The organism is Hyphomicrobiales bacterium (assembly GCA_002869065.1).
Lineage (GTDB): Bacteria > Pseudomonadota > Alphaproteobacteria > Rhizobiales > Rhodobiaceae > Rhodobium.
In genome coordinates this window covers 657,832-681,868 of record PKTR01000002.1, presented here as the reverse complement: position 1 = coordinate 681,868, position 24,037 = coordinate 657,832, and the positions used below count along the sequence as shown (strand labels likewise).

General features: G+C 63.0%; 24 protein-coding genes. 17 read left to right on the top strand and 7 right to left on the bottom strand.

The features are described from left to right. Positions 1 to 395 precede the first annotated feature (395 nt). Positions 396 to 869 carry a hypothetical protein gene (locus C0606_06945; GenBank protein ID PLX37977.1) on the top strand — a complete coding sequence of 158 codons (474 nt, stop codon included), beginning with the start codon at positions 396 to 398 and terminating at the stop codon, positions 867 to 869. A gap of 48 nt (positions 870 to 917) precedes the next feature. On the opposite strand, the gene C0606_06940 is transcribed toward C0606_06945, so the two are convergent. Continuing rightward, positions 918 to 1,931 carry a 1-aminocyclopropane-1-carboxylate deaminase gene (locus tag C0606_06940; GenBank protein PLX37976.1) on the bottom strand — a complete coding sequence of 338 codons (1,014 nt, stop codon included), beginning with the start codon at positions 1,929 to 1,931 and terminating at the stop codon, positions 918 to 920. A gap of 158 nt (positions 1,932 to 2,089) precedes the next feature. On the opposite strand from C0606_06940, the gene C0606_06935 reads away from it, so the two are divergent. Together C0606_06935 and C0606_06930 are read left to right on the top strand one after the other, a co-directional pair. Continuing rightward, on the top strand, positions 2,090 to 2,554 hold the full coding sequence (locus tag C0606_06935) for an AsnC family transcriptional regulator (protein PLX37975.1): 465 nt from the start codon (positions 2,090 to 2,092) through the stop codon (positions 2,552 to 2,554). 267 nt (positions 2,555 to 2,821) lie between these two features. Next, a complete protein-coding gene (locus tag C0606_06930; GenBank protein ID PLX37974.1) occupies positions 2,822 to 3,109 on the top strand; it encodes an excinuclease ABC subunit C in 288 nt (95 codons plus the stop codon). Positions 3,110 to 3,321: 212 nt separating this feature from the next. On the opposite strand, the gene C0606_06925 is transcribed toward C0606_06930, so the two are convergent. Together C0606_06925 and C0606_06920 are read right to left on the bottom strand one after the other, a co-directional pair. Further along, positions 3,322 to 4,842 (bottom strand): phosphomannomutase/phosphoglucomutase, encoded by a 1,521-nt coding sequence (locus C0606_06925; GenBank protein ID PLX37973.1) that lies wholly within the window; start codon positions 4,840 to 4,842, stop codon positions 3,322 to 3,324. Between the two features lie 147 nt (positions 4,843 to 4,989). Beyond that, positions 4,990 to 5,553, bottom strand: a complete 564-nt coding sequence (locus C0606_06920) for a TIGR02281 family clan AA aspartic protease (protein ID PLX37972.1) — start codon at positions 5,551 to 5,553, stop codon at positions 4,990 to 4,992. Between the two features lie 169 nt (positions 5,554 to 5,722). On the opposite strand from C0606_06920, the gene C0606_06915 reads away from it, so the two are divergent. Both C0606_06915 and C0606_06910 read left to right on the top strand, forming a co-directional pair. Next, the gene (locus tag C0606_06915) at positions 5,723 to 6,754 is read left to right on the top strand and encodes an acetylpolyamine amidohydrolase (protein PLX37971.1); all 1,032 of its coding nucleotides are present in this window, start codon (positions 5,723 to 5,725) and stop codon (positions 6,752 to 6,754) included. A 162-nt stretch (positions 6,755 to 6,916) separates the two neighbouring features. Beyond that, entirely contained in the window at positions 6,917 to 7,870 is a 954-nt protein-coding gene (locus C0606_06910; protein PLX37970.1) for a hypothetical protein, read from the top strand. Between the two features lie 119 nt (positions 7,871 to 7,989). Here the strand turns inward: C0606_06910 and C0606_06905 are convergent, their stop codons facing one another. The 3 genes from C0606_06905 to C0606_06895 all read right to left on the bottom strand — a co-directional run bounded on the left by C0606_06905 (position 7,990) and on the right by C0606_06895 (position 10,237). Further along, entirely contained in the window at positions 7,990 to 8,577 is a 588-nt protein-coding gene (locus C0606_06905) for a hypothetical protein (protein PLX37969.1), read from the bottom strand. A 15-nt stretch (positions 8,578 to 8,592) separates the two neighbouring features. Further along, positions 8,593 to 9,162 (bottom strand): pilus assembly protein, encoded by a 570-nt coding sequence (locus tag C0606_06900; protein ID PLX37968.1) that lies wholly within the window; start codon positions 9,160 to 9,162, stop codon positions 8,593 to 8,595. A gap of 238 nt (positions 9,163 to 9,400) precedes the next feature. Beyond that, complete coding sequence (locus C0606_06895) at positions 9,401 to 10,237, bottom strand: hypothetical protein (protein ID PLX37967.1); 837 nt, start codon at positions 10,235 to 10,237, stop codon at positions 9,401 to 9,403. 306 nt (positions 10,238 to 10,543) lie between these two features. Here C0606_06895 and C0606_06890 point away from each other — a divergent pair, with 306 nt between their 5' ends. The 9 genes from C0606_06890 to C0606_06850 all read left to right on the top strand — a co-directional run bounded on the left by C0606_06890 (position 10,544) and on the right by C0606_06850 (position 19,838). Next, positions 10,544 to 10,723, top strand: a complete 180-nt coding sequence (locus tag C0606_06890; GenBank protein ID PLX37966.1) for a Flp family type IVb pilin — start codon at positions 10,544 to 10,546, stop codon at positions 10,721 to 10,723. A gap of 394 nt (positions 10,724 to 11,117) precedes the next feature. Further along, entirely contained in the window at positions 11,118 to 11,639 is a 522-nt protein-coding gene (locus C0606_06885; protein PLX37965.1) for a peptidase, read from the top strand. 222 nt (positions 11,640 to 11,861) lie between these two features. Further along, complete coding sequence (gene cpaB / locus C0606_06880; protein ID PLX37964.1) at positions 11,862 to 12,656, top strand: Flp pilus assembly protein CpaB; 795 nt, start codon at positions 11,862 to 11,864, stop codon at positions 12,654 to 12,656. A 46-nt stretch (positions 12,657 to 12,702) separates the two neighbouring features. After that, the gene (locus C0606_06875) at positions 12,703 to 14,139 is read left to right on the top strand and encodes a pilus assembly protein (protein PLX37963.1); all 1,437 of its coding nucleotides are present in this window, start codon (positions 12,703 to 12,705) and stop codon (positions 14,137 to 14,139) included. A gap of 29 nt (positions 14,140 to 14,168) precedes the next feature. Next, complete coding sequence (locus C0606_06870; GenBank protein PLX37962.1) at positions 14,169 to 14,906, top strand: pilus assembly protein; 738 nt, start codon at positions 14,169 to 14,171, stop codon at positions 14,904 to 14,906. A gap of 38 nt (positions 14,907 to 14,944) precedes the next feature. After that, a complete protein-coding gene (locus C0606_06865) occupies positions 14,945 to 16,204 on the top strand; it encodes a CtpF protein (GenBank protein PLX38726.1) in 1,260 nt (419 codons plus the stop codon). 234 nt (positions 16,205 to 16,438) lie between these two features. Then, positions 16,439 to 17,839 (top strand): protein kinase, encoded by a 1,401-nt coding sequence (locus C0606_06860; GenBank protein PLX38725.1) that lies wholly within the window; start codon positions 16,439 to 16,441, stop codon positions 17,837 to 17,839. 11 nt (positions 17,840 to 17,850) lie between these two features. Continuing rightward, positions 17,851 to 18,849: a pilus assembly protein gene (locus tag C0606_06855; GenBank protein PLX37961.1), complete on the top strand. Its 999-nt coding sequence runs from the start codon at positions 17,851 to 17,853 to the stop codon at positions 18,847 to 18,849. Between the two features lie 14 nt (positions 18,850 to 18,863). Continuing rightward, entirely contained in the window at positions 18,864 to 19,838 is a 975-nt protein-coding gene (locus C0606_06850) for a type II secretion system protein (GenBank protein ID PLX37960.1), read from the top strand. Positions 19,839 to 20,017: 179 nt separating this feature from the next. Here C0606_06850 and C0606_06845 read toward each other — a convergent pair whose 3' ends face one another. Next, positions 20,018 to 20,845 (bottom strand): pilus assembly protein TadD, encoded by an 828-nt coding sequence (locus C0606_06845; protein ID PLX37959.1) that lies wholly within the window; start codon positions 20,843 to 20,845, stop codon positions 20,018 to 20,020. Between the two features lie 210 nt (positions 20,846 to 21,055). Here C0606_06845 and C0606_06840 point away from each other — a divergent pair, with 210 nt between their 5' ends. From C0606_06840 to C0606_06830, 3 genes are all read left to right on the top strand, one after another. Beyond that, positions 21,056 to 22,549: a leucyl aminopeptidase gene (locus tag C0606_06840; protein PLX37958.1), complete on the top strand. Its 1,494-nt coding sequence runs from the start codon at positions 21,056 to 21,058 to the stop codon at positions 22,547 to 22,549. A gap of 141 nt (positions 22,550 to 22,690) precedes the next feature. Next, complete coding sequence (locus C0606_06835; protein ID PLX38724.1) at positions 22,691 to 23,041, top strand: MarR family transcriptional regulator; 351 nt, start codon at positions 22,691 to 22,693, stop codon at positions 23,039 to 23,041. Next, positions 23,038 to 23,901, top strand: a complete 864-nt coding sequence (locus tag C0606_06830; GenBank protein ID PLX37957.1) for a glycoside hydrolase — start codon at positions 23,038 to 23,040, stop codon at positions 23,899 to 23,901. The genes C0606_06835 and C0606_06830 overlap by 4 nt, the downstream gene beginning before the upstream one ends. Positions 23,902 to 24,037: the final 136 nt, after the last annotated feature.

Below are 24,037 nucleotides of genomic sequence, written 5' to 3'. Positions count from 1 at the left end.
TCACGGAGCGCGGAAAGCGGATTGTCGGGCGAACGGATCTAGGCCGATCGGAAGTGATGACCGAGTCGGTATCTCATGAGCATTTCCCCGCTGCTTTGGAATATTTATGCGTCCGGCGACTTCGGAAATCGTCCCGCCCGGCATCAAATACTGCCGGCGATCCCTGCTGCCGTTTTTGTTACGTAAATCAGATAAACGGAAAAATCCGGTAACATCAATGAAAAGTTCAACCGGAAATGTCTCTGGTTGTTTCCATGAACGTTTGCGCTGCACAATGTTTTCGCCCCAGCCCGCGCCTCCGATACTGCCCGAAGTGCCGATGCATGGTACGATGCGGCGTCGTTCCCTCACCTGAAACAGGCCGGTTCGCCTGAACCGTGCAACGGAGATGATGAATGGGCAATTTTTCCTGCAATTGGGCGCGCATCACTGCCGCAGTGTTTTTTCTCGCGGCGACGTCGGCGCATGCTGCTCCCGAAATGGCGCCGTGGACCGACGACCTGGTCGCCAGTCTGGTCAAGCGCGATGCGAAAAGCTTCACCGATGGGGTGATCGCCCGGATGCCGGACTCGTACGCCAAGGTGAAACAGCAGGTGGCGGGCAGCGTTGCCGGCTTTCAGGGCCTCGTGAACGGGCTGCAACCGGTCGCTTTCGATCCCGCGCACGATTCCTCGATTACGCCGTCGATCGTCTGCCGTTCCTATTTCGTGCACGGCCAGAACACGTTCTCGCTGATCTTCCACATCTACCGCCCAAGCGACACCTGGTATCTGCTGTCCTTCGACTTGCAGCAGCAGAGCCCGGAAAACCACGCCACCTACGTTCGCCGCATGTGCGAGGACAAACCGCCGAAAGCCACCAAGAAGTAGCGACCCTCCGGCGGTTTGCACCGCCGGCCTCTGCTTGCGTCGCCGACCTCAGCCGTTGCGATAGATGTAGCTGTAGCCGTTGATCGCCGGCACGCCGCCGAGATGGGCGTAGAGGACCTTCGAGCCGGCCGGGAAGTAGTCCTTGCCGACCAGATCGATCAGCCCCTGCATCGATTTCCCCTCATAGACCGGATCGGTCATCATGCCTTCGGTGCGGGCGCAAAGCCGGATCGCCTCGTTGGTCTCTTTCGACGGCACCCCGTAACAGGGATAGGCATAGTCGTTGATCAGGACGAGGTCATCGTCGCTGATCGGCCGCCCTAGTTCAACCAGTTCAGCTGTGTTCTGCGCGATCTCCATCACCTGCGCGCGGGTCTGGTCGGGCGTGCCGGACGCGTCGATGCCGATCACCCTGTTCGCGCGGCCGTCGGCGGCGAAGCCGACCAGCATACCGGCGTGGGTCGAGCCGGTGACCGTGCAGACGATGACATAGTCGAACTTGAAGCCGAGTTCGGCCTCCTGCGCGCGCACTTCCTCGGCAAAGCCGACGAAGCCGAGCCCGCCGAACTTGTGCACCGAGGCTCCGGCCGGGATCGGGTAGGGCGTGCCGCCCTTGGCTTTCACGTCCTCGAGCGCCGCTTCCCAGCTCTCGCGAATACCGATGTCGAAGCCCTCGTCGACGAGTTCGATCTCCGCGCCCATCACCCGGCTCATCAGGATGTTGCCGACCCGGTCGTAGACGGCGTCCTCGAATGGCACCCAGCTTTCCTGTACCAGCCGGCACTTCATGCCGATCTTGGCGGCGACGGCGGCCACCTGCCGTGTGTGGTTCGATTGCACACCGCCGATGGAGACGAGTGTGTCGGCGCCGGACGCGATGGCGTCGGGGATGATATATTCGAGCTTGCGCACCTTGTTGCCGCCGAAAGCGAGACCGGAATTGCAGTCCTCGCGCTTGGCGTAGATCTCGACCTTGTCGCCGAGCGCGGCGGAAAGGCGGGGGAGTTTCTCGATCGGGGTCGGCCCGAACATGAGCGGGTAGCGGTCGAATTTTTCCAGCATGAGAACACCTGTGCGATTGAAGGAATTGGTTCAATCCTAGCGAAACAGCTCAGAAAGGTGCTCTCGAAATGGGAGATGGAATTGACGGGCAAAGTGAGAGTGGACGAGAATGTTGAGCGAATACTCGGAATATATTTCAATAAACGGAAGAAACTTTCATGCCCTCCGATCTCGACAGAACCGATCTGAAGATTCTCCGCCTGCTGCAGGCCGATGGCCGCATCGGCAATGCCGAGCTCGCCGCGCGGGTCAATGTCAGCGCCGCGACCTGCCATAGGCGCACCCAGCGGCTGTTTGCCGAAGGCTATGTCGAGACCGTGCGTGCCCATGTGGCGCCGGAAAAGGTCGGTCGCGCCGCGCTCGTCATGGTCGGCGTGGTGCTCGACCGCTCGACGCCGGAAAGCTTCGCCGCCTTCGAGGAGGCGACCCGCGACCTGCCCTTCATTCTCGATTGCCATCTGGTCGCCGGCGACTTCGACTATTTCCTGAAAATCCGCGTCCGCGACATGGCTGACTTCAACCGGCTGCATGGCGAACAGCTCATCGCGCTGCCCGGCGTGCGCCAGACCCGCACCTTCTTCGTCATGAAGGAAGTGGTCGACAACGCCCCGCTCGATTTTTGAGGAGGCGGAGAAAGAAGGGCGTCACTGCGTCGCCTGCGTGGGCGCGGCATGAATTGTCGGGCTCGCCGTTTACCACACACACTCCCCGTCACCCCGGCCTTGAGCCGGGGTCTATTGCCCACCTCGATACGGTATGCCGTTGCGTTTGTGGAAGGAGCTGCATGACACTCTGCCGACATCACTTCCGGTTCAAACCACCTCATCCTCAGCCCACCCCACGTCATCCTCCGGCTTGACCGGAGGATCGGGCGCGGCCTGTATAAGAGCATGACTTTCTTCGTCTACATGATCAGCAATCGGCCGAAAGGGACTCTGTATATCGGGGTTACCAACGATCTTGCACCGCGGATATGGGAACACCGCGAAGGGATCCATGAAGGTTTTTCCAGACGCTACGCTCTTGACCGCTTGGTGTATTATGAGGGCTTCCCGTCGGTCGCTGACGCGATCCATCGTGAAAAGCGTCTCAAGGCGTGGAACCGGGCTTGGAAAGTCGAACTCATTGAGAAAAGTAATCCTGAGTGGGAAGACCTCTATCCCTTGCTTAATCGCTAGCAGTTGATAGCGCCGGAGAACTTGGAACGCGATCCTCCGGTCAAGCCGGAGGATGACGTGAGTGAGAGGAAAAGTGGGCTCTCACCGACCTCCCTGTTGTTGAACCCAATCTCTGAATCCCTGTCCACCAAGTACGATTTCTGGCTCCCACTCCAAACAAAAAGGCCGGGGAAGTCCCCGGCCTTTCGTATTCGCTAAGACGCTGACTCCCGTCAGATCGTCTGGTTGTATTCGCCGACTTCCGGGTTCTCGCGCAGCACCGCGTCGACGGCCTTGAACATGGCGTGCATGTTCTCTTCCGAGGTCGGGCTTTCGACGACGACGACCAGCTCCGGCTTGTTCGAGGAGGCGCGCACCAGGCCCCAGGTGCCGTCCTCGGCGACGACGCGCACGCCGTTGACCGTGACGAGGTCGATGATCTTCTGCCCGATGATCGTCTCGCCGGCGGCCTTCATGTCGGTGAAGCGCTGCACCACCTTGTCGACGATGCCGTATTTGGTCTCGTCGTCGCAATGCGGCGACATGGTCGGCGAGCCCCAGGTCTTCGGCAGCGCGCGGCGCAGATCGGCCATCGACTTGCCCGGGTTGCGGTCGAGCATGTCGAGAATGGCGATCGCCGAGACGAGGCCGTCGTCGTAGCCGCGTCCGATCGGCGCGTTGAAGAAATAGTGGCCCGACTTCTCGAAACCGACGAGCGCGTTCAGTTCGTTGACCCGCCGCTTGATGTAGGAGTGGCCGGTCTTCCAGTAGTCGGTCTTGGCGCCGCGCTCGTTCAGCACTGGATCGGTCATGAACAGGCCGGTCGATTTCACGTCGACGACGAACTGGGAGTTCGGATAGATCGCGGCGAGATCTCGCGCCAGCATGACGCCGACCTTGTCGGCGAAGATCTCCTCGCCCTCATTGTCGACAACGCCGCAGCGGTCGCCGTCGCCGTCAAAGCCGAGGCCGACTTCCGCGCCAGTTTCCATCACCTTGTCGCGGAGCGCGTGCAGCATCTCCATGTCTTCCGGGTTCGGATTGTAACGCGGGAAGGAGTAGTCGAGCTCGCAGTCGAGTTCGATCACCTCGGCGCCGAGCGCTTTCAGGATCTGCGGCGCGAAGGCGCCTGCCGTGCCGTTGCCGCAGGCAGCCACGATCTTGATCGGTCGCGACAGCTTCGCCCGGCCCGTCAGGTCGGCGAAGTAGCGCTCGGCGAAATTCTCGACATATTCGTAGCCGCCGCCGTCGCCCTTGGCGAACGCGCCCGACAGCACGATTTCCTTCAGCCGGGTCATCTCGTCGGGACCGAAGGTGAGGGGGCGGTTGGCGCCCATCTTCACGCCGGTCCAGCCATTGTCGTTGTGCGAGGCCGTGACCATGGCGACCGCCGGCACATCGAGCTCGAACTGGGCGAAATAGGCCATCGGCGAAAGCGCCAGGCCGATGTCGTAGACCTTGCAGCCGGCTGCCATCATGCCAGACACCAGTGCCATCTTGATCGACGAGGAATAGGACCGGTAGTCGTGGCCGGTGACGATCTCCGGCTTGACGCCCATTTCCTTGATCAGCGTGCCGAGCCCCATGCCGAGCGCGGTTACGCCCATCAGGTTGAGCTCAGGGTCCTTCGCGGCCCCCGGATTGCCGAACCACCAGCGCGCGTCGTATTCGCGAAAGCCGGTCGGCTTGACGAGAGGAGTGGATTCGAACTCGTAGGTGTTCGGCTTGAGAGCCGGTTTCGGTGTCGGCAACATGGGAATGTGTCTCGCGCGGCTTGAGAGGAACTGCTCATTCCTGTTAGCCGATTGGCGCGGTTTTTTAAAGGCGACCGATTGTCGGTCGGGGCGTTTGCGGATGGTTTTCGCGGCCGGACGTCGGCTGAAGTCCGCGAGTGATGCCGCTTACGGCCGCATCATCAGCTCGCCCGACGAGATCGAGGCCTGCGACAGGCGCCCGAGGAACGACATGCCAAGCAGCGTGATGCCGAGCTGCCCCTTGCGCAGCACCATCGCCTGCACATTGCTGACCCGGATCGAGCCGACGCGGACTTCGCGCAAGCTGACAGATGCGGCGCGGCCCTCGCCGTTTGCGGTGTGCACCGGAACCGTGAAGTCCGACGGCGACAGCATGATGCCGAGGCGCCGCGCGTCTTCATACGGAATGGCGACGGATGTCGCGCCGGTATCGACGACGACCTTGAGCGGCCGCCCGTTGATCATCGCCTCGGTGTAGAAATGTCCGTTCGATGCCGCCGTCAGGATCACGGTGCCGCCGACCGCGCGCGGCGCGTTGACCAGCGGCCCCGCCGAACGCGTCGGCTGCGGCGCGGACTGTTCGGCCGGCGATTCCCCGGCCTGGTTCTGGCCGGCCACCATGGCAATCACGCTTTCCACATGCTGGGGGAAGAGCAGGGCAGCGGCACACAGGCCGACCGCCAGCATCACGAGACGCATCATTTCCGTCATCCATTCGGCTTGATCCGTGGCAAGAGTAGGCAGCGCGCGCTTTCAGCGCCGTGAAGAAAACCCGAGCAATTCGAGCCACCTGCGATCACGGTAAAGAAGCCGTTTCCCGTCCCCCGGTTCCGCATTAAAGTCGCGCCGTCGCTCCCTTCTCCAGACGGTAACCGCACCCATGCGAACGATCTTCTCGCCCGACCACGCCCTGCATCACCCCGAGCAGGAAATCGCCGACGGCATGCTGAAGCCGGCGGTCGAAATCCCCGTCCGCGCAAATATGGTGCGCGACCGGGTCGAGGCCGTCGGCCTCGGTCCGATCGAGCCGCCGCGCGCGTTCGAGCGCAGCCACCTGGAGCGGGTGCACACGGCCGACTATCTCGATTTCCTGGAAGGGTTCTGGGCCAAATGGCTGGCCGCGGAGCGCGTGCACGAGGCTTTCCCGTTCGCCTGGCCGGTGCGCGGGCTGCGCTCCGACGTGGTGCCGCGTCATATCGACGGCCTGCTCGGCCACTATTCCTTCGATGCCGGCTCGCCGCTGACGGCGGGAACCTGGGCGGCGGCTCGCACTGGCGTCGATGTCGCGCTGACCGCCGCCGGCATCGTCAACAGCGGCGAACGCTCTGCCTTCGCGCTTTGCCGCCCGCCCGGACACCACGCCGCCGCCGACTATTTCGGTGGCTACTGCTTCCTCAACAACGCCGCCATCGCCGCCGCCTATCTGCGCGATCAGGGCGCGCCTCGCGTCGCGATCCTCGACGTCGACTACCACCACGGCAACGGCACTCAGTCGATCTTTTATGACCGTGACGACGTGTTCTTCTGCTCGATCCACGCCGATCCGGCCGACGAGTACCCGTATTTCCTCGGCTATGCCGACGAGACCGGCACGGGTGCGGGCGAGGGGCACAATCTCAACCTGCCGCTGGCGCTCGGCACGGCCTGGCCGGCCTACGCGGAGGCGCTTGGCACGGCGCGCAAGGCCATCGACGCTTTCGGCGCCGACGCGCTCGTCGTGTCTCTCGGTCTCGATACCTTCGAGAAGGATCCGATCTCGGGCTTTGCGCTGAAAAACCAGGATTTCCTGCGCATGGGCGAGGCGCTCGCCGGTTTCGATCTACCGACGGTCTTCATCATGGAAGGCGGCTACGCGGTCGAGGATCTCGGCATCAATTGCGTCAACGTGCTGACCGGCTTCGAACAGGCCTGAGTATCCCGGAGAGGGGTGCTTCGGTGTGACGAACGAATGCGGCAACGGGGCCGGAAAATATACCCAGTAACCGTATTTGCCGTCGGCGTTTGAACTCGCTGCCGCGTTCCGTCATATCTAGCGGCGGCGGGGGCCAGGGTTTGCACATAGGGTAGGGATCCGATGATCCGGACGATGTTCGGTCTCGTTTTGGCGTTTGCCGTCGCGTCTGCCGCACTTTTCGGGACGTCGGCCAGAGCCGATGACTCCGACTGGCGTGAGCGCGTCAAGGTGCTGCGGATCGGCTTCGTGGCCGGTTCCAATCCGCGCCATGGCCTGAAGCGGATCGAGCCCTTCCGCCGCCGCCTGTCGCTCGAGCTAGCCATCCCCGTCGAAGTGCTGCCGATGGCCGACACCGCGATGCTGATCGACGCCCACACCTCGGCCCGCATCGATTACGCCATCTACAATGCCAGCGCCTATGCCGCCGCCGAGGCCGCCTGCCGCTGCCTGGAGCCGTTGGTGGTTCCCAAGGCCGAGGATGGGTCGACCGGCTACCATTCGATCATCGTTGCCCGTTCCGACAGGAAACCCGCGTCGCTGGCGGACCTGAAAGACGCGACCCTCGTGCTCTCGCGTCCCGGCTCGACGGCCGGGCATCTGGTGCCGTTCATCGAGCTTCAGGGCGCCGGCATCCATGTCGATGACTATTTCCAGTCGGTCACCTTTGCCGGTGCGCCGGCATCCGCCGTCAAGACGGTCCTGCTGGGGGCCGCCGACGCCGCCATCGCCTGGAGCAGCCTGTCCGGCGATCCCGAAAAAGGCTTCGACCGCGGTACGCTCCACGATCTTGTCGCGGACGGCACGATGACGATGGATGAAGTGGCCATCGTGTGGCGTTCGCGGCTCATCCCGCACGGACCTCATGCCGTTCGTCGCGGATTGCCGGATGCGCTCAAGAAGTTGCTGGTGGCGGAACTGGTGCGCCTCAACGAGCTCGACGGGGCTGCCTATGACGCGGTCGAACGTGTCTATGGCGGGGGCTTCGTCGCCGCCGACCGCTCGATGTTTTCGCTGTTGATCGATGCGTTCCGGCCGCAGCGCGAGGCGTCTCCGGCGGCCATGCCGAAGGGTTGATGCGAAAATGTTCTGGAATATGAAAAACCAACGATGCATTCCAAAAAATCAATTTTGGAATGCATCCTTGTGGAATTAGAATCATAAAGTTGGAATTTTGGCCTCAGAAAATCACGTGCCTAGTTGAACGTGATTGAGCTCGAATTGCGCGGGCGCAGGTAGAATATGTCGCCCATGGTCCAGCTCTCGTTGCCGATGATCTCCTTGCTCAGGCTGGAGAACACGGCCTTGTAGCTGTACTCGCTCTTGGCAATGACGATCTGCTGGCTGCTGTAGTCGAGCCCTTCGGGCAGGCTGATCGGCGGCGCGGTATTTTCCGTCCACTTGGTGGTGTTGCGCGCACGGCTGGCAACGACGATCGGGTCGCCATTGGCATCGGGGCCGATAGTGGCCACCACGAGCTTCAGGTTGGCACTCGGATAGGGCGATAGCACGGCTGCGGTCGCGTCGAAAATGTTCTCGACTTCGCTGTTCGTCAGTTTCTCCGACTGGGTGACCAGGTCGGCGATGGTGCTGGTCGCATGCGTCACCTTGCGGTTGACGGTGATCGCTTCGCTCAGTTCGAACGTGCCGATGAAGGCAATGACGAGCACAGGTGCCAGCATGGCGAATTCCACGGCGGCAATACCGCGCTTGTCGCGGCGAAAGCGCGCCAGTTTCGCGGCTACGGTCCGGCTGGCCTTTTCAAAGAGTGGCGGAATACCCATCGCTACGCCTCCTCGTTACCAGGGGAACGGTTCGTTGCGGAACGCGGCAACTGAGGAAAGCAGTCGCCGGCCGTTCGAAAGATCGGCCAGGTGCGAGCCCGACAACGGGCTGATCATCGGCCATTCATAGAAGACGCGGACCACGACGATGTCATTGGCGCCGCCGTCATTGTAGCTGAAGCTGCCATCGTCGACGTCGCCGTTTTCATCCGTCGGTTCGCTCAGGGCGACGCTGCCGAACGAGGAGAACGTCTTGACGTCGATATGCAGGTAGGAGTCGCAGTCGAACAGGCCGACAAGGCCTCCGCACACCTGCTGCTTGAACTCCGCCTGGCTGAAATTCTGTTGCTGCGCCTGTCCGGTCCGGATCATCCGGGCGGCGTCACTGACGGCGTTGTCGAGGATCTGGTTGGCGAAAATCGTGAAAGAGACCTCGAAGATCATGAACAGCAGCGCGAAGAACGGCATCGCGACCATCGCGAATTCGATCGCGTAAACGCCATCCTCGTTGCGCACGAAACGCGCCGGGAGCGATCTGCCCAACCAGTTCGGGAGTTCTATCTTTCGACGTCGAAACGCCTGCATTCTTTTACGCCTTACCCTCGGGCCGGTTCTGTCGGTGAAAACGGCAGGCGGCCCTGACCCATTATTCTTGGGCAAGGAGTAGCAAAGATATCTTTCGGAACGGTTTCTTTTTAAGGTGAAGCTGTGAAGGCGCGTGGTAACACTCTGTTTACGCAACACTTCACGTGCGCGAGTCTATAATGAGTATAGCGCGGAACGACACGTCAACCGCTCCGTCAGGCCTCGGCACGCGATGGTGTCAGTTGCCCTTGGCGGAGGCCGCTTCCTGGGCAGCGGCATTGCGCGACGAGCCCTGCTCACTCACCTGCTTGAAGAACTTTTCCTCATCCCCCGGATTGACCGTCGGGGCGCAGGCCGGCGAGCACGAGTAACTGTAGCGCAGGCCGCGGCGTTGCACCGTGACGACGGCATCCGACTGCGGACCGACGACCAGCGTCTCGTCGGCGATCGCCTCGCCGTTCTCATCGAGAATGATCAGATTGGTGGAGCCGAAGCCGCGGCCGATCACGACCAGCGTCGTGCGGTCATGCATCACGGCATCGGCAATGGCCGGGTTGCCGACAATGACCGTGTCGGCGGGCGACTCGATCCGCATCACCTTGGCGCGGTCGAGCGTGACCTTGATCGGTTCCTTGGCGAGCGCGGCCGGTTCCGGAGACACAAGAAGGCCGAGGCCTAACGCGACGACGAAGGCCGCATACAGTCCGTTCCGGCGGGCCATGCGGCCGGCAGCGGGCGTTTGGGTGACTGATCTGGACTTCGACATGCGGGATCCCTCCGCGAAACAAACTTCGCATGAGTTTTCCGCCAGTTTGGTGAAGGATTCCCTAACAGTCCCCGTGGGGGCGGGAAAAAGATCTCGCGGATCGTTGCTCAGCGGTGTGCAAAGGTTACCAGCGGCATCGCCGGCTGATGTCCGAGAACCCGCACAATCTATTGAGATCATGACGAATTTCGTGGGGTAAGGCGCGCAGTGCGAACCCCGGTAGCGATATCCGCCACCCCGTCGCTGTCGAATGCAGCGCCATACTTGCCAGGCTGCTGAGGCCCGCTGAGCAGGGCGTGAATCCGTCATCCTTAACGCCCTGAAAACCGAGATAGGGCGGACTTTAGAGAGTCGCGGATACGGAATGTTTGGAATTGGCCGCTAGAGTTGCCCTCGGATCGCTTGAAGCAATCTTTCAAGTAGTTCCGCAGTTGAGTGCCTGGATACAGACTGTTAACCAAGTCATTCACTGCAGTCAGGTTCGAGAAAAACGTCATCGTGACTTAAGAACTTGGCAAGAGCTACGTGATAGGGTGCTTTCAGGTTCCGATCGGCGGGAAAAAACAATCCGACGAAACCGAAAAAGCGACGACAGTGGAGCAAGGAGCAAGTAACATGACCAAGAATTTCATGCGTTTTCTGAAGGACGAAGATGGTGCCACCGCGATCGAATACGGTCTGATCGCCGCGCTTATCGCCGTTGCCATCATCGGCGCCGCGACGACGCTGGGCACCCAGCTGAGCACGACCTTCGGCACCGTTTCGACCAAGCTGCAGGCCGCCAACGGCGGTTGATCAGACGGTCTGATCCGATTATCCCGCGCGATCGGGTTCTGGCCGCTCTGGCCGGCAACGGCGGAGCGGCCAACCGACCGGGATAATCGAGACGGGTATGGAAAACCGGCGCAGTCACCTGCGCCGGTTTTTCTTTGTCAAAAGCATCGTGCAGCCAATTGGACCAATTGGCGTCGACAAAGATGCGCCTAGACGAACAGCATCGTGCAGCCAATTGGACCAATTGGCGCCGACGGAGCTGCCCGAAACAGGCCGATCGAGCATTTCGCCTATTCGACCCGAACGTAAAATGCCCCTGCGGCTGCGGTTTCTCATCCCGCGCGGGTCCACGCGTTTACCGGGTTTTCACCTCAACGCTCTAATGTCGGCTTCGCAAACGGCAAGGAGTTCCCCCATGTTTACCAGCCTCGGCATCGTCGACAGCCTGCTCATCGCTGTGTTTCCGCTCGCGATGATCTTCGCCGGCCTGTCGGACATGTTGACCATGCGGATCTCCAACAAGCTGTCGTTGGTGCTGATCATCGGTTTTGCCGTCTTCGCCGCCCGGATCGGGCTTGGCTGGGAACAGGCCGGCATGCATGTGCTCGTTGCCTTCGCCGTTCTGGCGATCGGCTTCGCGGGTTTTTCGATGGGTTGGATGGGCGGCGGCGATGCCAAGATGGCCGCCTCGATCGCCTTGTGGTTCGGCGGCTTCCATACGCTTCAGTTTCTGCTGATTGCGGCCGTGTTCGGTGGAGCGCTCACCCTTGTGATCCTTTTCGCGCGCCGCATTCCCTTGCCCACGGCAATGGCCGACATTGGCTGGGTTGCCCGGCTGCATAACGCCACAAACGGCGTACCCTATGGCATCGCATTGGCTGCCGGCGCGCTCGTGATCTATCCCGAAACGCTCTGGCTGGCGGCTGTCCTGCACTAGGATACCGTCCGAACCTCCTGTCCTGGCACCTCCCGTGCGCGCGGCCGACCTCAATCGGTGCGCGTTTGCCGCTTCAAACTCCCACGAACTCCGCCATTTCCCGGTGCAAGAATAGATTAACTAAAAATCGTCACGACCGATTAACCATAATTTGAGGATTGCCTCCGAGAATTCAGACAACGGGCGGATCAGGTCGCCCGAGAACCTGTTGGATCGGTGGCAATGAAAAGTAAGCGTCTCATTCTCATCGCGGTGGCCATCGTGGCGGGCCTTCTCGCCGCCATGCTGCTCGTCAATGCGATCGGGCAGAAGCCGGAAAAGCAGACCGTCATCACGAAGGTCGAAGAGATCCCGTCCGATGAGGTCCTCGTCGCCTCCGTCGACGTCCCGATCGGCAAGATGATCACCCCGAACGAGCTGCAATGGCAGAAATGGCCGCAATCCGGTCTCGGTGGCGCCTATATCGTGCGCTCCTCGCGCCCTCAGGCGCTTGAGGAACTGACCGGCACCATCGCCCGCACGCCATTCCTGTCGGGTGAACCGATCAAGGAACAGAAGCTGATCCGTTCCGATCGCGGCTTCATGTCGGCCATCCTGCCGAAGGGCCGCCGCGCCATCGCGGTGCAGGTTTCCGCGCTCAACACCGCCGGCGGCTTCGTGCTGCCGAACGACCGCGTCGACGTCATCCTGACCCGGCAGCGCTCGAACGGCGGCGAACGCCAGGAATGGTACAGCGAAACGATCCTCGAGAATGTCCGCGTGCTCGCCATCGACCAGACGATCGAGGACCGCGAGGGCGAGAAGGCCGTTGTCGGTCGCGAAACGGCGACCCTCGAGCTTGGGCCGTCGGAGGCGGAAATCATCGCCCAGTCGCAGCAGCTCGGCTCGATTTCGCTGGCCCTGCGGTCGATCGCCGATTCCCAGCCCGGGACGGAAGAAACGGTCAAGCGCAAACGGCGCAGCGGTGTCAGCTACGTCAAATACGGAATCCAAACCCAGTCGACCACGTCACGGTAATCGTCGCGGGTGCGTGTCGGTAAACCGGCTGAGGAGTGTGAGTGAGATGAGCGGTTGGTTGAAACGAAATACGGTTCTGCTGGCAGTTGCGCTGGCAACGGTGCTCGGCGCCCTTGCCGCGCCGCCGGCTGTTGCCGCAAGTGACTATCCCAAGCTGCTGCGCGTCCCCGCCAGCGGGCTCTCCGGAGCTCGTCCGCTGAAGGTCGGCCTGAACAAGTCGGTGGTCATCGAATTGGGAGCCGACGTCGCCGACGTCCTCGTCTCCAATCCCGAGATCGCCGATGCCGTGGTGAGATCCTCGCGCCGGGTCTACATTCTCGGTGTTGCCGCCGGCCAGGCGAACGTCTTCCTGTTCGGTCAGGGCGGTCATCAGCTCGCCAGCTTCGAGCTCTCGGTGGAAACCGATACCGGCGATCTGGAACGGGCGCTCAATCGCCTGCTTCCCGGTAGCGCCATCAAGGCGGAATCCCTCAACGGCAGCGTCGTCCTGTCGGGCACGGCCAACACCCCGGCAGAGGCCAAGCGCGCCGTTGACATCGCCTCCAAGTTCACTGGCGGTGAAGAGGGCAAGGTGGTTTCGATGATCGCTGTGCGCGGCGAGGAACAGGTCCACCTCAAGGTGACCATTGCCGAAGTGCAGCGCACCATCATCAAGCAGCTCGGCGTCGACCTGCAGCCGTTCGGCTCGATCGGCAATATGACCGTTCAGGCTGTGACGGAGAATCCGTTCTCCGTCGCCGGCGCGGCGATTGCCGACAGCCTCGTCAACGGCACCTACCAGACCGGCAGTTCCGGCGTCAGCGGCACCATCCGCGCCCTGCAGCAGGACGGCGTGATCCGTACGCTGGCCGAGCCGACGCTGACCGCCGTCTCCGGTGAAAGCGCCAGCTTCCTGGTCGGTGGCGAGTATCCCGTTCCGGTCGGCCGCGACCAGGATGGCAACATCACGATCGAATTCAAGAAATACGGCATCAGCCTCGAATTCACCCCGGTCGTTCTGTCCGGCGGTCGCATCAGCACCCGCGTCAAGACGGAGATGAGCGAACTGACCACCGATGGCGGTTACACCGTCGGCGGTGGCGGCTCGGGCAACACGTTGTCGATCCCGGGCCTGCGCGTGCGTCGCGCCGACAGCACCGTCGAACTGCCGTCTGGTGGAACGTTGGTCCTGGCCGGTCTCATCAAGGACGACGTTCGCCAGAGCATCAACGGCATTCCCGGCCTGCTCAACCTGCCGGTGCTCGGCGCGCTCTTCAAGAGCCGCGACTACCAACGCAGCCAGAGCGAGTTCGTGGTCTTCGTGACGCCGTATCTGGTCGATCCGGTGAAGACGTCGGCGCTACGGCGTCCGGACCAGAATCTCTCGCCGGCATCCGATGCCGCAACGATTTTCCTCAATCGCCTCAACCGGATGTACCGGGTTGACGGCGAGCAGGGCGCTCCCGGCCAGTACCATGGCCGTTACGGATTCATCTACGAGTAACCCGGTCGGTGGGCATTTGGAGATCTGTCATGAGTACTGTCACGCAACATAGCCGGCCGGCCCGCGGGCCTCTTCGCCCGGTCGTGATCGGCACCGTCATCCTTGCCGCTGTGGCGCTTTCCGCGTGCCGCAAGGATCCCGTCATAACCGGCTCGGTCCCGACCGACGGCTACAAGACGCGGCACCCGATCATCATCAGCGAGGCGCCCGAAGTGCTCGACATTCCGGTCGGCGCTCACACCCGCGTGCTGTCGTCCGATCTTGCCGGCGTCGTCGTCGCCTTCGCCGATCGCGCAAGGAAGCGCGGCGATGGCGGCATCGAGATCCAGGTCCCGAGTGGCGCCAACAACGATACCGCGGCGATGTATGTGGCCCGTCAGGTCCGCTCGACCCTGATCAATGCCGGTATTCGTTCCGACATGATCCAGTCCTTTACCTATCGCACCGACGCCCCCGAGGCGGCCGCGCCGATCCGGCTGCAATATGTCGGCCTCAAGGCCTCCGTCGGGCAGTGCGGTATCTGGCGCGACAATCTCGCCGCCAATTTCGAGAACTCGAGCTACAGCGAATTCGGTTGCGCTACCCAGAGCAATCTGGCGGCGATGGTCGCCAATCCGGCCGACCTCCTGCATCCGCGCGCCATGACGCCGTCCGACCCGATGCGCCGCGCCACGGTCCTCGAGAAGTACGCCAAGGGCGAGAAGACGGGCACGGATTATGGCGACGACGGCGCCGGTGCAATCGCCAACGTCAAGGGAGGTGAGTAATGGCCACTCTCACTTTCGGAGCGCCGCCTGAACCGGAGATGACCGGGCAGACCGCCGCTACGGGCGAAGCCGACATGCTGGCCAGCCTCGGCCCCTTGCCGCGCATTTCCATGCAGGCCTTTTGCGAGACGCCCGAGATCAGTCGCCTGATCGAGACCGCGTCCAAGGACCGCCGCATGACCAAGACCCACGTCAAGGTCCACATGGGCGGCGTGATGGCGGCGGCGAACTATTACCACTCGGCGCCGACCCCGAACCTGATCATCGTCGAGTCGATGAAGCAGCGCGTCGATCTTATGGCCGAACTCGACTCGCTTGCCGAAGTCTGCGACGCCGGCACCAAGGTGATCGTCATCGGCCACGTCAACGACGTCGAGCTGTACCGCGATCTGATCCGCAGTGGCGTCAGCGAATACCTCGTTGCTCCGTTGCAGCTTTTCGACCTCATCCGTGCGGTCGGCGACCTCTATCACAACCCCGAGGCAAGCCCGCTCGGTCGCGTCGTCGCCTTCGTCGGCGCCAAGGGTGGCTGCGGCGCCTCGACGGTTGCCCACAACGTCGCCTGGTCGATCGCGCGCCAGTTCGAGAGCGAGGTCGTGCTCGCCGACATGGATCTGCCGTTCGGCACCGCCGGTCTCGACTTCAATCAGGACCCGGTGCAGGGCATTGCCGAGGCAGTGCAGTCGCCGGAGCGCCTCGACGAGGTCTATCTCGACCGCCTGCTGTCGAAATGCGCCGAGCATCTGAGCCTTCTGGCGGCGCCCGCGACCCTCGACCGGCCGTATGATTTCGACGAGAAGAGCTTCGACGGGCTGCTCGATGTGATGCGCGGCAGCATTCCGACCGCCATCCTCGACGTGCCGCATGTGTGGACCCGCTGGTCGCGCCAGGTGCTGCGCAGCGCCGACGAAATCGTTGTCGTCGCCGCGCCGGATCTCGCCAATCTGCGCAATGCCAAGAACATCGTCGACTTCCTCAAGAACGCCCGGCCGAATGACGCGGCTCCCCGACTGGTGCTGAACCAGGTCGGTATGCCGAAACGGCCGGAAATTCGCGGCGAGGAATTCATGCGCGCGCTCGATACCGACATCCTGGCGGAAATTCCGTTCGACATTCCGCTGTTCGGCGGTGCCGCCAACAACGGTCAGATGATCAGCGAAGTCGACCCGAAAAACCCGGTCGGCGCGACCTTCGACACCATCGCTCAGGTGATCACGGGCCGTGGCGAGGCGCGTCGTCAGAAGAAATCGGCGCTGGCACCGTTGCTCGAACGGTTTCGCGCCAAGAAGAGCGCCTGAGTGAGTGTGTCGTGCGCATCGCTTCGATGCGCGCGTTGAGGTTGAGTGCAGAGGAAGCGAGAGGCGAACGGCATGTTCGGAAAGCGTGGCAGCGTTACTCCTGGAGCGCCGAAACCTGCGGTCGAGAGGCCGGCGGAACCGCCGCGCACGGACTCCCTGTCGCCGACGACGCCGCTTGAACCGAGCATCGATTTCGATCCGTTCGGCGACGAACCGGCACTGAACGAGAAGGCGTTGGATGACGGCTTCACGTCGTTCGCCAGTGAGCCGGCGCCGGTCGAGGCTCCCGCGCCCGAGCCGTTGCTCAGCTACGACCAGGCACCGCGCTCCAAGCAGCGCTCGGAAAACTACTACGACGTGAAGACGTCGATCTTCTCGGCACTGATCGACACCATCGACCTGTCGCAGCTCGCCAAGCTCGACCAGGAATCGGCGCGTGAGGAAATCCGTGACGTCGTCAGCGAGATCATCGCGCTGAAAAATGTCGTCATGTCGATCTCCGAACAGGAGGAACTGCTCGAGGATATCGTCAACGACGTGCTCGGCTACGGTCCGCTGGAGCCGCTGCTTGCGCGCGACGACATCGCCGACATCATGGTCAACGGCGCCGACATCACCTACATCGAAGTCGCCGGCAAGGTGACCGATACGCCGATCCGGTTCCGTGACAATCAGCAGCTGATGAACATCTGCCAGCGGATCGTCAGCCAGGTCGGCCGCCGCGTCGATGAATCGAGTCCGATCTGCGACGCGCGCCTGCCCGACGGCTCTCGTGTCAACGTCATCGCGCCGCCGCTTGCCATCGATGGTCCCGCACTGACCATTCGTAAGTTCAAGAAGGACAAGCTGACCCTCGATCAGTTGGTCAATTTCGGCTCGATCTCGCCGGAAGGCTCGACCATTCTGCAGATCGTCGGCCGGGTCCGCTGCAACACGGTGATTTCCGGCGGTACCGGTTCGGGCAAGACGACGCTGCTCAACTGCCTGACCCGCTATATCGACACCGACGAACGCATCATCACCTGCGAGGACTCCGCGGAACTGCAGCTGCAGCAGCCGCATGTGGTCCGCCTTGAAACCCGCCCGCCCAATATCGAAGGCGAGGGCGAGGTGACCATGCGCGACCTGGTCAAGAACTGCCTGCGTATGCGCCCCGAGCGCATCATCGTCGGCGAAGTGCGCGGACCCGAGGTGTTCGACCTGTTGCAGGCCATGAACACGGGTCACGACGGATCGATGGGCACCATCCACGCCAACAGCCCGCGCGAATGCCTCGCCCGTATGGAATCGATGATCGCCATGGGCGGCTACAACCTGCCGTCCCGCACCGTGCGCGAAATGATCGTCTCCTCCGTCGACGTCATCGTCCAGGCCTCGCGCCTGCGCGACGGTTCGCGCCGCATCACCCACATCACCGAAGTGGTCGGCATGGAAGGCGACGTCATCATCACCCAGGACCTCTTCGTCTACGACATGATGGGCGAGGATGCGCAGGGCAAGATCGTCGGCCGTCACCGCTCGACCGGCGTCGGCCGGCCCTATTTCTGGGATCGGGCGCGCTACTTCGGCGAAGAGAACCGTCTTGCCGCGGCGCTTGATGCCGCCGATACCGGCGAACAGCCGGGCATGGTCTGAGGGGCGCATCGATGTTCGGCGTGAGCACTACCGTTCTGGCGATCGTTGTCCTGGTGACGTTCAGCGTCGGCGCCATCATCTACGCGCTGGTCGCCCCTGCGATCACCGGCGAGACCCGCGGCCGCAAGCGTGTCGAAAAAGTCCGCAAGACACCGGGCCTGGCCGCTCAGGTCGCCAAGAGCGACGGCCGCCAGCGGCGCCGTTCGGTGCAGGAAACCCTCAAGGAAATGGAGGAAAAGCAGAAGGCGCAGAAGAAGAAAAACGCTTCGCCGCCGCTTGCTTTGCGTCTCCGCCAGGCCGGGCTGACCTGGTCTAAACCGAAATTCTTCATCATCAGCGCCATTTGCGGAGTTGTTGGTTTCATACTCGGCCTCGTTGCCGGTGCACCGCTTCTCGTGGCCGGCGGGATCGCGGTCGTTGGTGCCTTCGGCTTCCCGAACTGGCTGATCAAGTTCATGCGCAAACGGCGCCAGAAGGCCTTTCTGACCGAGTTTCCGAATTCGGTCGACGTCATCGTGCGTGGTGTCAAGGCGGGCCTGCCGCTCGGCGACTGCCTGCGCATCATCGCCCAGGAGGCGAAAGAGCCGGTGCGCGGCGAGTTCCGTCGCATCCTCGAGGCGCAGCAGATGGGCGTTCCGCTGCATGAAGCCGTCGGTCGCATCTATGAAGGCATGCCGCTGCAAGAGGCGAACTTCTTCGCCATCGTCATTGCCATCCAGCAACAGGCCGGCGGCAGCCTGTCGGAAGCGCTCGGCAACCTCTCCAAGGTGCTGCGCGATCGCAAGAAGCTGCAGGGCAAGATCATCGCCATGAGTCAGGAGGCGAAGGCCTCGGCTGCCATCATCGGCTCGCTGCCGCTGATCGTCATGCTGCTCGTGTTCTTCACCACCCCCGGCTACATCATGACGCTGTTCACGACCACCACCGGCAACCTCATTCTCGGCGGCGCCGGGATGTGGATGCTGATGGGCGTCCTGATGATGCGCAAGATGATCAACTTCGACTTCTAGCGGGGGACGAAAGCATGCTTTCCGACATTGCCGAACTCCTCACCAACAGCCAGTTCCTGCTGATGGCGGTCACCGCGATCGCCGTTGCCGCGACCATTCTGACGGTGGCGCTGCCGCTGCTCGAGCGTGACCAGTTCCAGTCGCGCATGAAGACGGTCGCCATCGAACGCGACAAGATCCGGGCGCGCGAGCGTCTGCGGCTGCAGCAGGAAAAGCAGGTCAATCTTCGGCCGAAGCCGAAGGACTACATGCAGAAGCTGGTCGACCGCTTCAACCTGCGCCGCGCCTTGTCCGACGACGAGACCGGCAATCGTCTGAAGATGGCCGGTTACCGCGGCCAGGCGCCGATGGTGGTGTTCCTGTTCGCCCGCTTCGTCGCGCCCTTTATCATGTTCATGCTGGCGCTCTTCTATCTGTTCGTCGTCATGCATGCGAGCCAGCAGCCGGCCGGCCTGAAATTCTCGCTTGCGGTTCTGATCGCGCTGGTCGGCTTCTATCTGCCGAACCTGTTCATCTCGAACGTCATTCAGAAACGTCAGCTCTCCATCCGCCGCGCCTGGCCGGATGCGCTCGACCTGATGCTGATCTGCGTGGAATCGGGCATGTCGATCGAGGCGGGCTTCCGCAAGGTGTCGGAGGAAATCGGCGTCGCTTCAGTGCCGCTCGCGGAAGAGCTGACGCTGGCAACGGCCGAATTGTCCTATCTCGAAGACCGCCGGCAGGCCTATGAAAACCTCGCCATTCGCACCGGTCTTGACGGCGTCAAGGCGGTAACGACCGCGCTGATCCAGGCCGAACGCTATGGCACGCCGCTTGCCCAGTCATTGCGCATCATGGCCGACGAGAACCGCGAAATGCGCATGGCCGAGGCCGAGAAGAAGGCCGCTGCGCTGCCGCCGAAACTCACCGTGCCGATGATCGTGTTCTTCCTGCCGGTGCTGTTCGCCGTCATCATGGGCCCGGCGATCATTCAGATCATGAACATGTAGCCGTATCAGGCCGGGCAGGGGCTCCGAACGAATCCCATCCCGGCAGGCCCTGGAAAGTCAGACCCTGGAACGGCAGACCCGGGACCGCAGACCTCGAACGAAAAACCGGCCGCAGGCGATGCGGCCGGTTTTGTTTTCCGTTGGCTGAGGGGCTGTTCCGAAGGACGGCCAGCTGAAAATCAGCTGCGGTTTTTCTTCTTCTTGTCCTGCGCCTTGATGTCGTTCCAAGTGTTGCGCTGGCTCAGCATGCCGCGCAGATAGGCGATATTGGCTTCCGCCTGGGCCGGCTCCAGTTCGTTCAGCGCCACTCGTTCGGCTTCCTGGAACTTGCCCTGAAGGCCGAGCACGAGAGCGAGGTTCTGGCGGACGCGGCTGTCGGCACCGGGCTGCGCCGCGGCCTGCCGCAATACCTTCTCCGCCTGGGTGAGATCGCCGGTCAGCGCGTAGGACAGGCCGAAATTGTTGAGCACGGACGGTTCGTTCGGCACGATCTTGAGAGCCTGGCCGTATTGCCGGCGGGCTTCGGCATTCTTGCCGATCTGATCGAGAATGGCGCCTTCCGCCGACAGCAGGCGCCAGTCCGGCCGGTCGTCGGTGTGCGCGGAGCGGATGACCCGGAGCGCTTCGTCGAACTGCCCCTTAGCCGCGAGCGCCTTGCCATAGGCCGCCGCCACCTCGCGGTCCTTGGTGTGCTTGATCATCGCCTTGCGCAGCACGGCGACGGCCTGATCGATCTGATCGTTGAGACGAAGCGCGGCTGCATAATTGAGCGCCACATTACGGTCGTCGGGGCTCGCTTCGTATTTGTTGCCCCACTGTTGAACTGCCTGGCGGATCTGCTCGCTCGAATAACTGGCGCCCTGGCTGATCGCGGCGCCGCCATGCGCGCCGACCGACGACTTCTTCGTCGTCGAACAGGCGGCAAGACCGACCGCAAGGACGATCGGCACGAGCGCGCTGCGCAGCGCCAGCGAATTTGCGAAGGAGCGGATCGAGAGATTCGGCATGTCGGGCTCCGGCCGTTTGCAGGCGACGCAGGCGGTCGCCGTCCCTCGCAGCAATAGTCTGTTAACCCTAATAGTTCGTTAAAACGGCCGCGAAGGCGTGCTCCGGGCCACCGTAGACAGGCAGCAAAGGTCTCGTCTTTTGCCGTAATCTCGTCGCCCTCGCGTTGCACGCTGGCAGCGCGGCGAGTACCATCGTCGAGGTGGTTCGCCATGCGGTTGGCTGGCCTTGCCGCTGGCACCACGACCGATGCCCGGCCCCGCCTCCGCACAGCCTTTTTCGCGTCCAATCAGAGAGTTGCGCCCGTGTCCGATAGCCTTGCGCCCGATATCCTTCTTGCCCCCGACGCCTCCGTCGCCAGCGTTCCGGTCACCTGCGTTTCGACCGACGGTCTGGAGCGCTATCTCGGCGACGCATCGCCGTCGGTTGCCGGCTGGGTGGCGGCCAACGGCTTCAAGGCCGAGGCCGGCTCCATGCTGCGGCTCGCCGGCGAGGATGGCGCGCTTGCCGGCGTTCTGTTCGGGCTCGGCAAGGGGCATGGCGAGGAGGACCCGTTCCTGCTCGGCAAGCTGGCGACCGATCTGCCGGCGGGTACCTACCGGCTCGAAGGTGAGGCGGTCGATGCCGGCCGCGCCGCGCTCGGCTTCCTGTTGTCCGCCTACCGTTTCGACCGCTACCGCAAGCGCACCGACAAGGGTGTGCGTCTCGTCACGCCGGGCTATGTCGACCGCGATGAGGTGGTCCGCATCGCCAAAGGCGTGGCGCTCGCCCGCGATCTGATCAACATTCCGGCCAACGACCTCGGACCGGTCGAACTCGCCGACGCGGCGATCGACACGGTGGTCGCCTATGGCGGCACCGACCGGGTCATCGTCGGCGAGGACCTTCTGGCCGAAAACCTGCCGATGGTGCACGCCGTCGGCAAGGCCTCGAGCCGCCATCCCCGCCTCGTCGATCTCGCTTGGGGCAATCCTGATCACCCCAAAGTCACCCTCGTCGGCAAGGGTGTGTGCTTTGATAGCGGTGGCCTCGACATCAAGCCGGGCTCGGCCATGGCGCTGATGAAGAAGGATATGGGCGGTGCGGCGAACGTGCTCGGCCTTGCCACCATGATCATGGATGCCGAGCTGCCGGTGCGTCTGCGCGTTCTGATCCCGGCGGTCGAGAATTCCATCTCCGGCAACGCCTTCCGCCCCGGCGACGTGCTGCCGAGCCGCAAGGGCCTCAATGTCGAGATCGGCAACACCGACGCCGAAGGCCGGTTGATCCTCGCTGATGCGCTGGCGCTTGGCGATGAGGAGCACCCGGACCTGATGCTCGACCTCGCCACCCTGACGGGCGCTGCCCGCGTCGCGCTCGGGCCCGACCTGCCGCCCTTCTACACAGACGACGATGCGCTTGCCGGCGCCATCGAAAAGGCCTCCGTTGCCGTCGCCGATCCGCTCTGGCGCATGCCGCTGTGGAAGCCCTATCTGAAGATGATGGATTCCAAGATCGCCGATATCAATCACATCACCTCGGCGCCGTTTGCCGGATCCGTCACCGCCGCCCTGTTCCTGTCCCGCTTCGTCGAACACGCCAGAAGCTGGGCTCATTTCGATATCTACGGCTGGACTCCGACGGCAAAGCCCGGCAAGCCAGAAGGCGGCGAGGGCCAGGCGATCCGCGCCCTCTACGCGATGCTGAAAGAGCGCTACGGCAAATAGCCGGGGCAGGTCTCAAAGCGCCAACCTTGCCAGAGTGCTCGTCTCGGGCATAATGATATCGGCTCCGAAACGAATTTCGGAGTGCTTCCCTGTTCCGCGTATCGCTGCCGCGCGCCGGCGGCCGAGTGAGTGTTCGTTGCCATGGCTGTCGAGATGCGCCCCTCCCAGGCGCTGAAACTGATGCATGACGTCAATCTGGCGCTGGTCCGCGACGGCGATCAGGATCTGAGCGCCCGCCAGTTGACCATCCTGCTCACCGTCTATCTCGAGGCACCGCCGCACACCGTGCGCGGGCTGGCTGAGAAGCTCGGTGTCACCAAGCCGGCGATCACCCGCGCGCTCGACACGATGGGGCACATGAAGCTCTTGTCGCGCCGCCGCGATGAGGCCGATCGGCGCAATGTCGTCATCCAGCGCACGCTTGAGGGCGCGCTTTATCTGGAAAAGCTCGGCGATCTGGTCGTCGACAAGGCACGGGAGTTGCCGCGATGAAGGCTTTTGACCGCAGGCTCGTTCCGGCCCGTCCCGATCTGGCCGCCGAACATCTGCGCGGCACCGTCACCGCCGACCGCTACGCCGTTGGCGAGACGCTGCGGGTGGTGGCCGATGCAACGCCGATGCGCCCCGAGCCGCGCGCCGACCGCTCCATCGACACCGAACTCCTCTTCGGCGAAACCGTCACAATCTATGACCGCACGCCGGAAGGCTGGGTCTGGGGCCAGGCCGGCACCGACGAATATGTCGGCTGGCTGCCGGCCGATGCGCTCGGACCTTTCGCACCCGAACCGACCCATCGCGTCGCGGTGCTGCGGACCTATCGCTATCCGATGGCCGAGCTGAAGCTGCCGCCGCGCGGGCTCATTTCGATGGGGTCGCGGGTCACGGTTGTTTCGACGCAGACGGTGCGCGATCTCGAATACGCGATCCTGCCCGACGGCAGCGCCGTCGCCGCCAAACACCTCGTGCCGCTCGATCACAAGGCGGACGACTGGGTCGCGGTCGCCGAGAGCTTCGTCGGCACGCCCTATCGCTGGGGCGGGCGCACCAGTTTCGGCCTCGACTGCTCGGCGCTGGTGCAACTGGCCGCCGCCGAGGCCGGCATCGCCGCGCCGCGCGATTCCGACATGCAGGAGGCGGGCTTCGGCGATCAGCTCGATATCTCCGCCGGCCTGCCGTCGCTGCAGCGCGGCGACCTCGTCTTCTGGAAGGGCCATGTCGGCATCATGCTCGACGACACGCGACTGTTGCACGCGAGCGGCTTCTTCATGGCCGTCGCCATCGAACCGCTCGACGACGCCGTCACCCGCATCGCCGCCTCCGGCAGCCCCGTGACCGCCGTGCGGCGGCTTTAGGGTCAGACTTCGTAACGAGCCGTTTGGTTCTGGCTCGTGGCTAAGAACGGCATTCGCTCCGCGTCACCCCGGACTTGATCCGGGGGCTATTGCCCCTCTCGGAACGGTATGCCGGTGCGGCTCAGGAATTGGCTCT

What these genes read in the sequence shown, in the direction of transcription:
- C0606_06885 (PLX37965.1), top strand. Translation starts at nt 11,118, where the DNA reads ATGTTTACCAGCCTCGGCATCGTCGACAGCCTGCTCATCGCTGTGTTT.
- C0606_06935 (PLX37975.1), top strand. Translation starts at nt 2,090, where the DNA reads ATGCCCTCCGATCTCGACAGAACCGATCTGAAGATTCTCCGCCTGCTG.
- C0606_06910 (PLX37970.1), top strand. Translation starts at nt 6,917, where the DNA reads ATGATCCGGACGATGTTCGGTCTCGTTTTGGCGTTTGCCGTCGCGTCT.
- C0606_06845 (PLX37959.1), bottom strand. Translation starts at nt 20,845, where the DNA reads ATGCCGAATCTCTCGATCCGCTCCTTCGCAAATTCGCTGGCGCTGCGC.
- C0606_06940 (PLX37976.1), bottom strand. Translation starts at nt 1,931, where the DNA reads ATGCTGGAAAAATTCGACCGCTACCCGCTCATGTTCGGGCCGACCCCG.
- C0606_06930 (PLX37974.1), top strand. Translation starts at nt 2,822, where the DNA reads ATGACTTTCTTCGTCTACATGATCAGCAATCGGCCGAAAGGGACTCTG.
- C0606_06925 (PLX37973.1), bottom strand. Translation starts at nt 4,842, where the DNA reads ATGTTGCCGACACCGAAACCGGCTCTCAAGCCGAACACCTACGAGTTC.
- C0606_06900 (PLX37968.1), bottom strand. Translation starts at nt 9,162, where the DNA reads ATGCAGGCGTTTCGACGTCGAAAGATAGAACTCCCGAACTGGTTGGGC.
- C0606_06840 (PLX37958.1), top strand. Translation starts at nt 21,056, where the DNA reads ATGCGGTTGGCTGGCCTTGCCGCTGGCACCACGACCGATGCCCGGCCC.
- C0606_06905 (PLX37969.1), bottom strand. Translation starts at nt 8,577, where the DNA reads ATGGGTATTCCGCCACTCTTTGAAAAGGCCAGCCGGACCGTAGCCGCG.
- C0606_06855 (PLX37961.1), top strand. Translation starts at nt 17,851, where the DNA reads ATGTTCGGCGTGAGCACTACCGTTCTGGCGATCGTTGTCCTGGTGACG.
- C0606_06865 (PLX38726.1), top strand. Translation starts at nt 14,945, where the DNA reads ATGACCGGGCAGACCGCCGCTACGGGCGAAGCCGACATGCTGGCCAGC.
- C0606_06870 (PLX37962.1), top strand. Translation starts at nt 14,169, where the DNA reads ATGAGTACTGTCACGCAACATAGCCGGCCGGCCCGCGGGCCTCTTCGC.
- cpaB (PLX37964.1), top strand. Translation starts at nt 11,862, where the DNA reads ATGAAAAGTAAGCGTCTCATTCTCATCGCGGTGGCCATCGTGGCGGGC.
- C0606_06875 (PLX37963.1), top strand. Translation starts at nt 12,703, where the DNA reads ATGAGCGGTTGGTTGAAACGAAATACGGTTCTGCTGGCAGTTGCGCTG.
- C0606_06850 (PLX37960.1), top strand. Translation starts at nt 18,864, where the DNA reads ATGCTTTCCGACATTGCCGAACTCCTCACCAACAGCCAGTTCCTGCTG.
- C0606_06915 (PLX37971.1), top strand. Translation starts at nt 5,723, where the DNA reads ATGCGAACGATCTTCTCGCCCGACCACGCCCTGCATCACCCCGAGCAG.
- C0606_06945 (PLX37977.1), top strand. Translation starts at nt 396, where the DNA reads ATGGGCAATTTTTCCTGCAATTGGGCGCGCATCACTGCCGCAGTGTTT.
- C0606_06895 (PLX37967.1), bottom strand. Translation starts at nt 10,237, where the DNA reads ATGACGGATTCACGCCCTGCTCAGCGGGCCTCAGCAGCCTGGCAAGTA.
- C0606_06835 (PLX38724.1), top strand. Translation starts at nt 22,691, where the DNA reads ATGGCTGTCGAGATGCGCCCCTCCCAGGCGCTGAAACTGATGCATGAC.
- C0606_06830 (PLX37957.1), top strand. Translation starts at nt 23,038, where the DNA reads ATGAAGGCTTTTGACCGCAGGCTCGTTCCGGCCCGTCCCGATCTGGCC.
- C0606_06920 (PLX37972.1), bottom strand. Translation starts at nt 5,553, where the DNA reads ATGACGGAAATGATGCGTCTCGTGATGCTGGCGGTCGGCCTGTGTGCC.
- C0606_06890 (PLX37966.1), top strand. Translation starts at nt 10,544, where the DNA reads ATGACCAAGAATTTCATGCGTTTTCTGAAGGACGAAGATGGTGCCACC.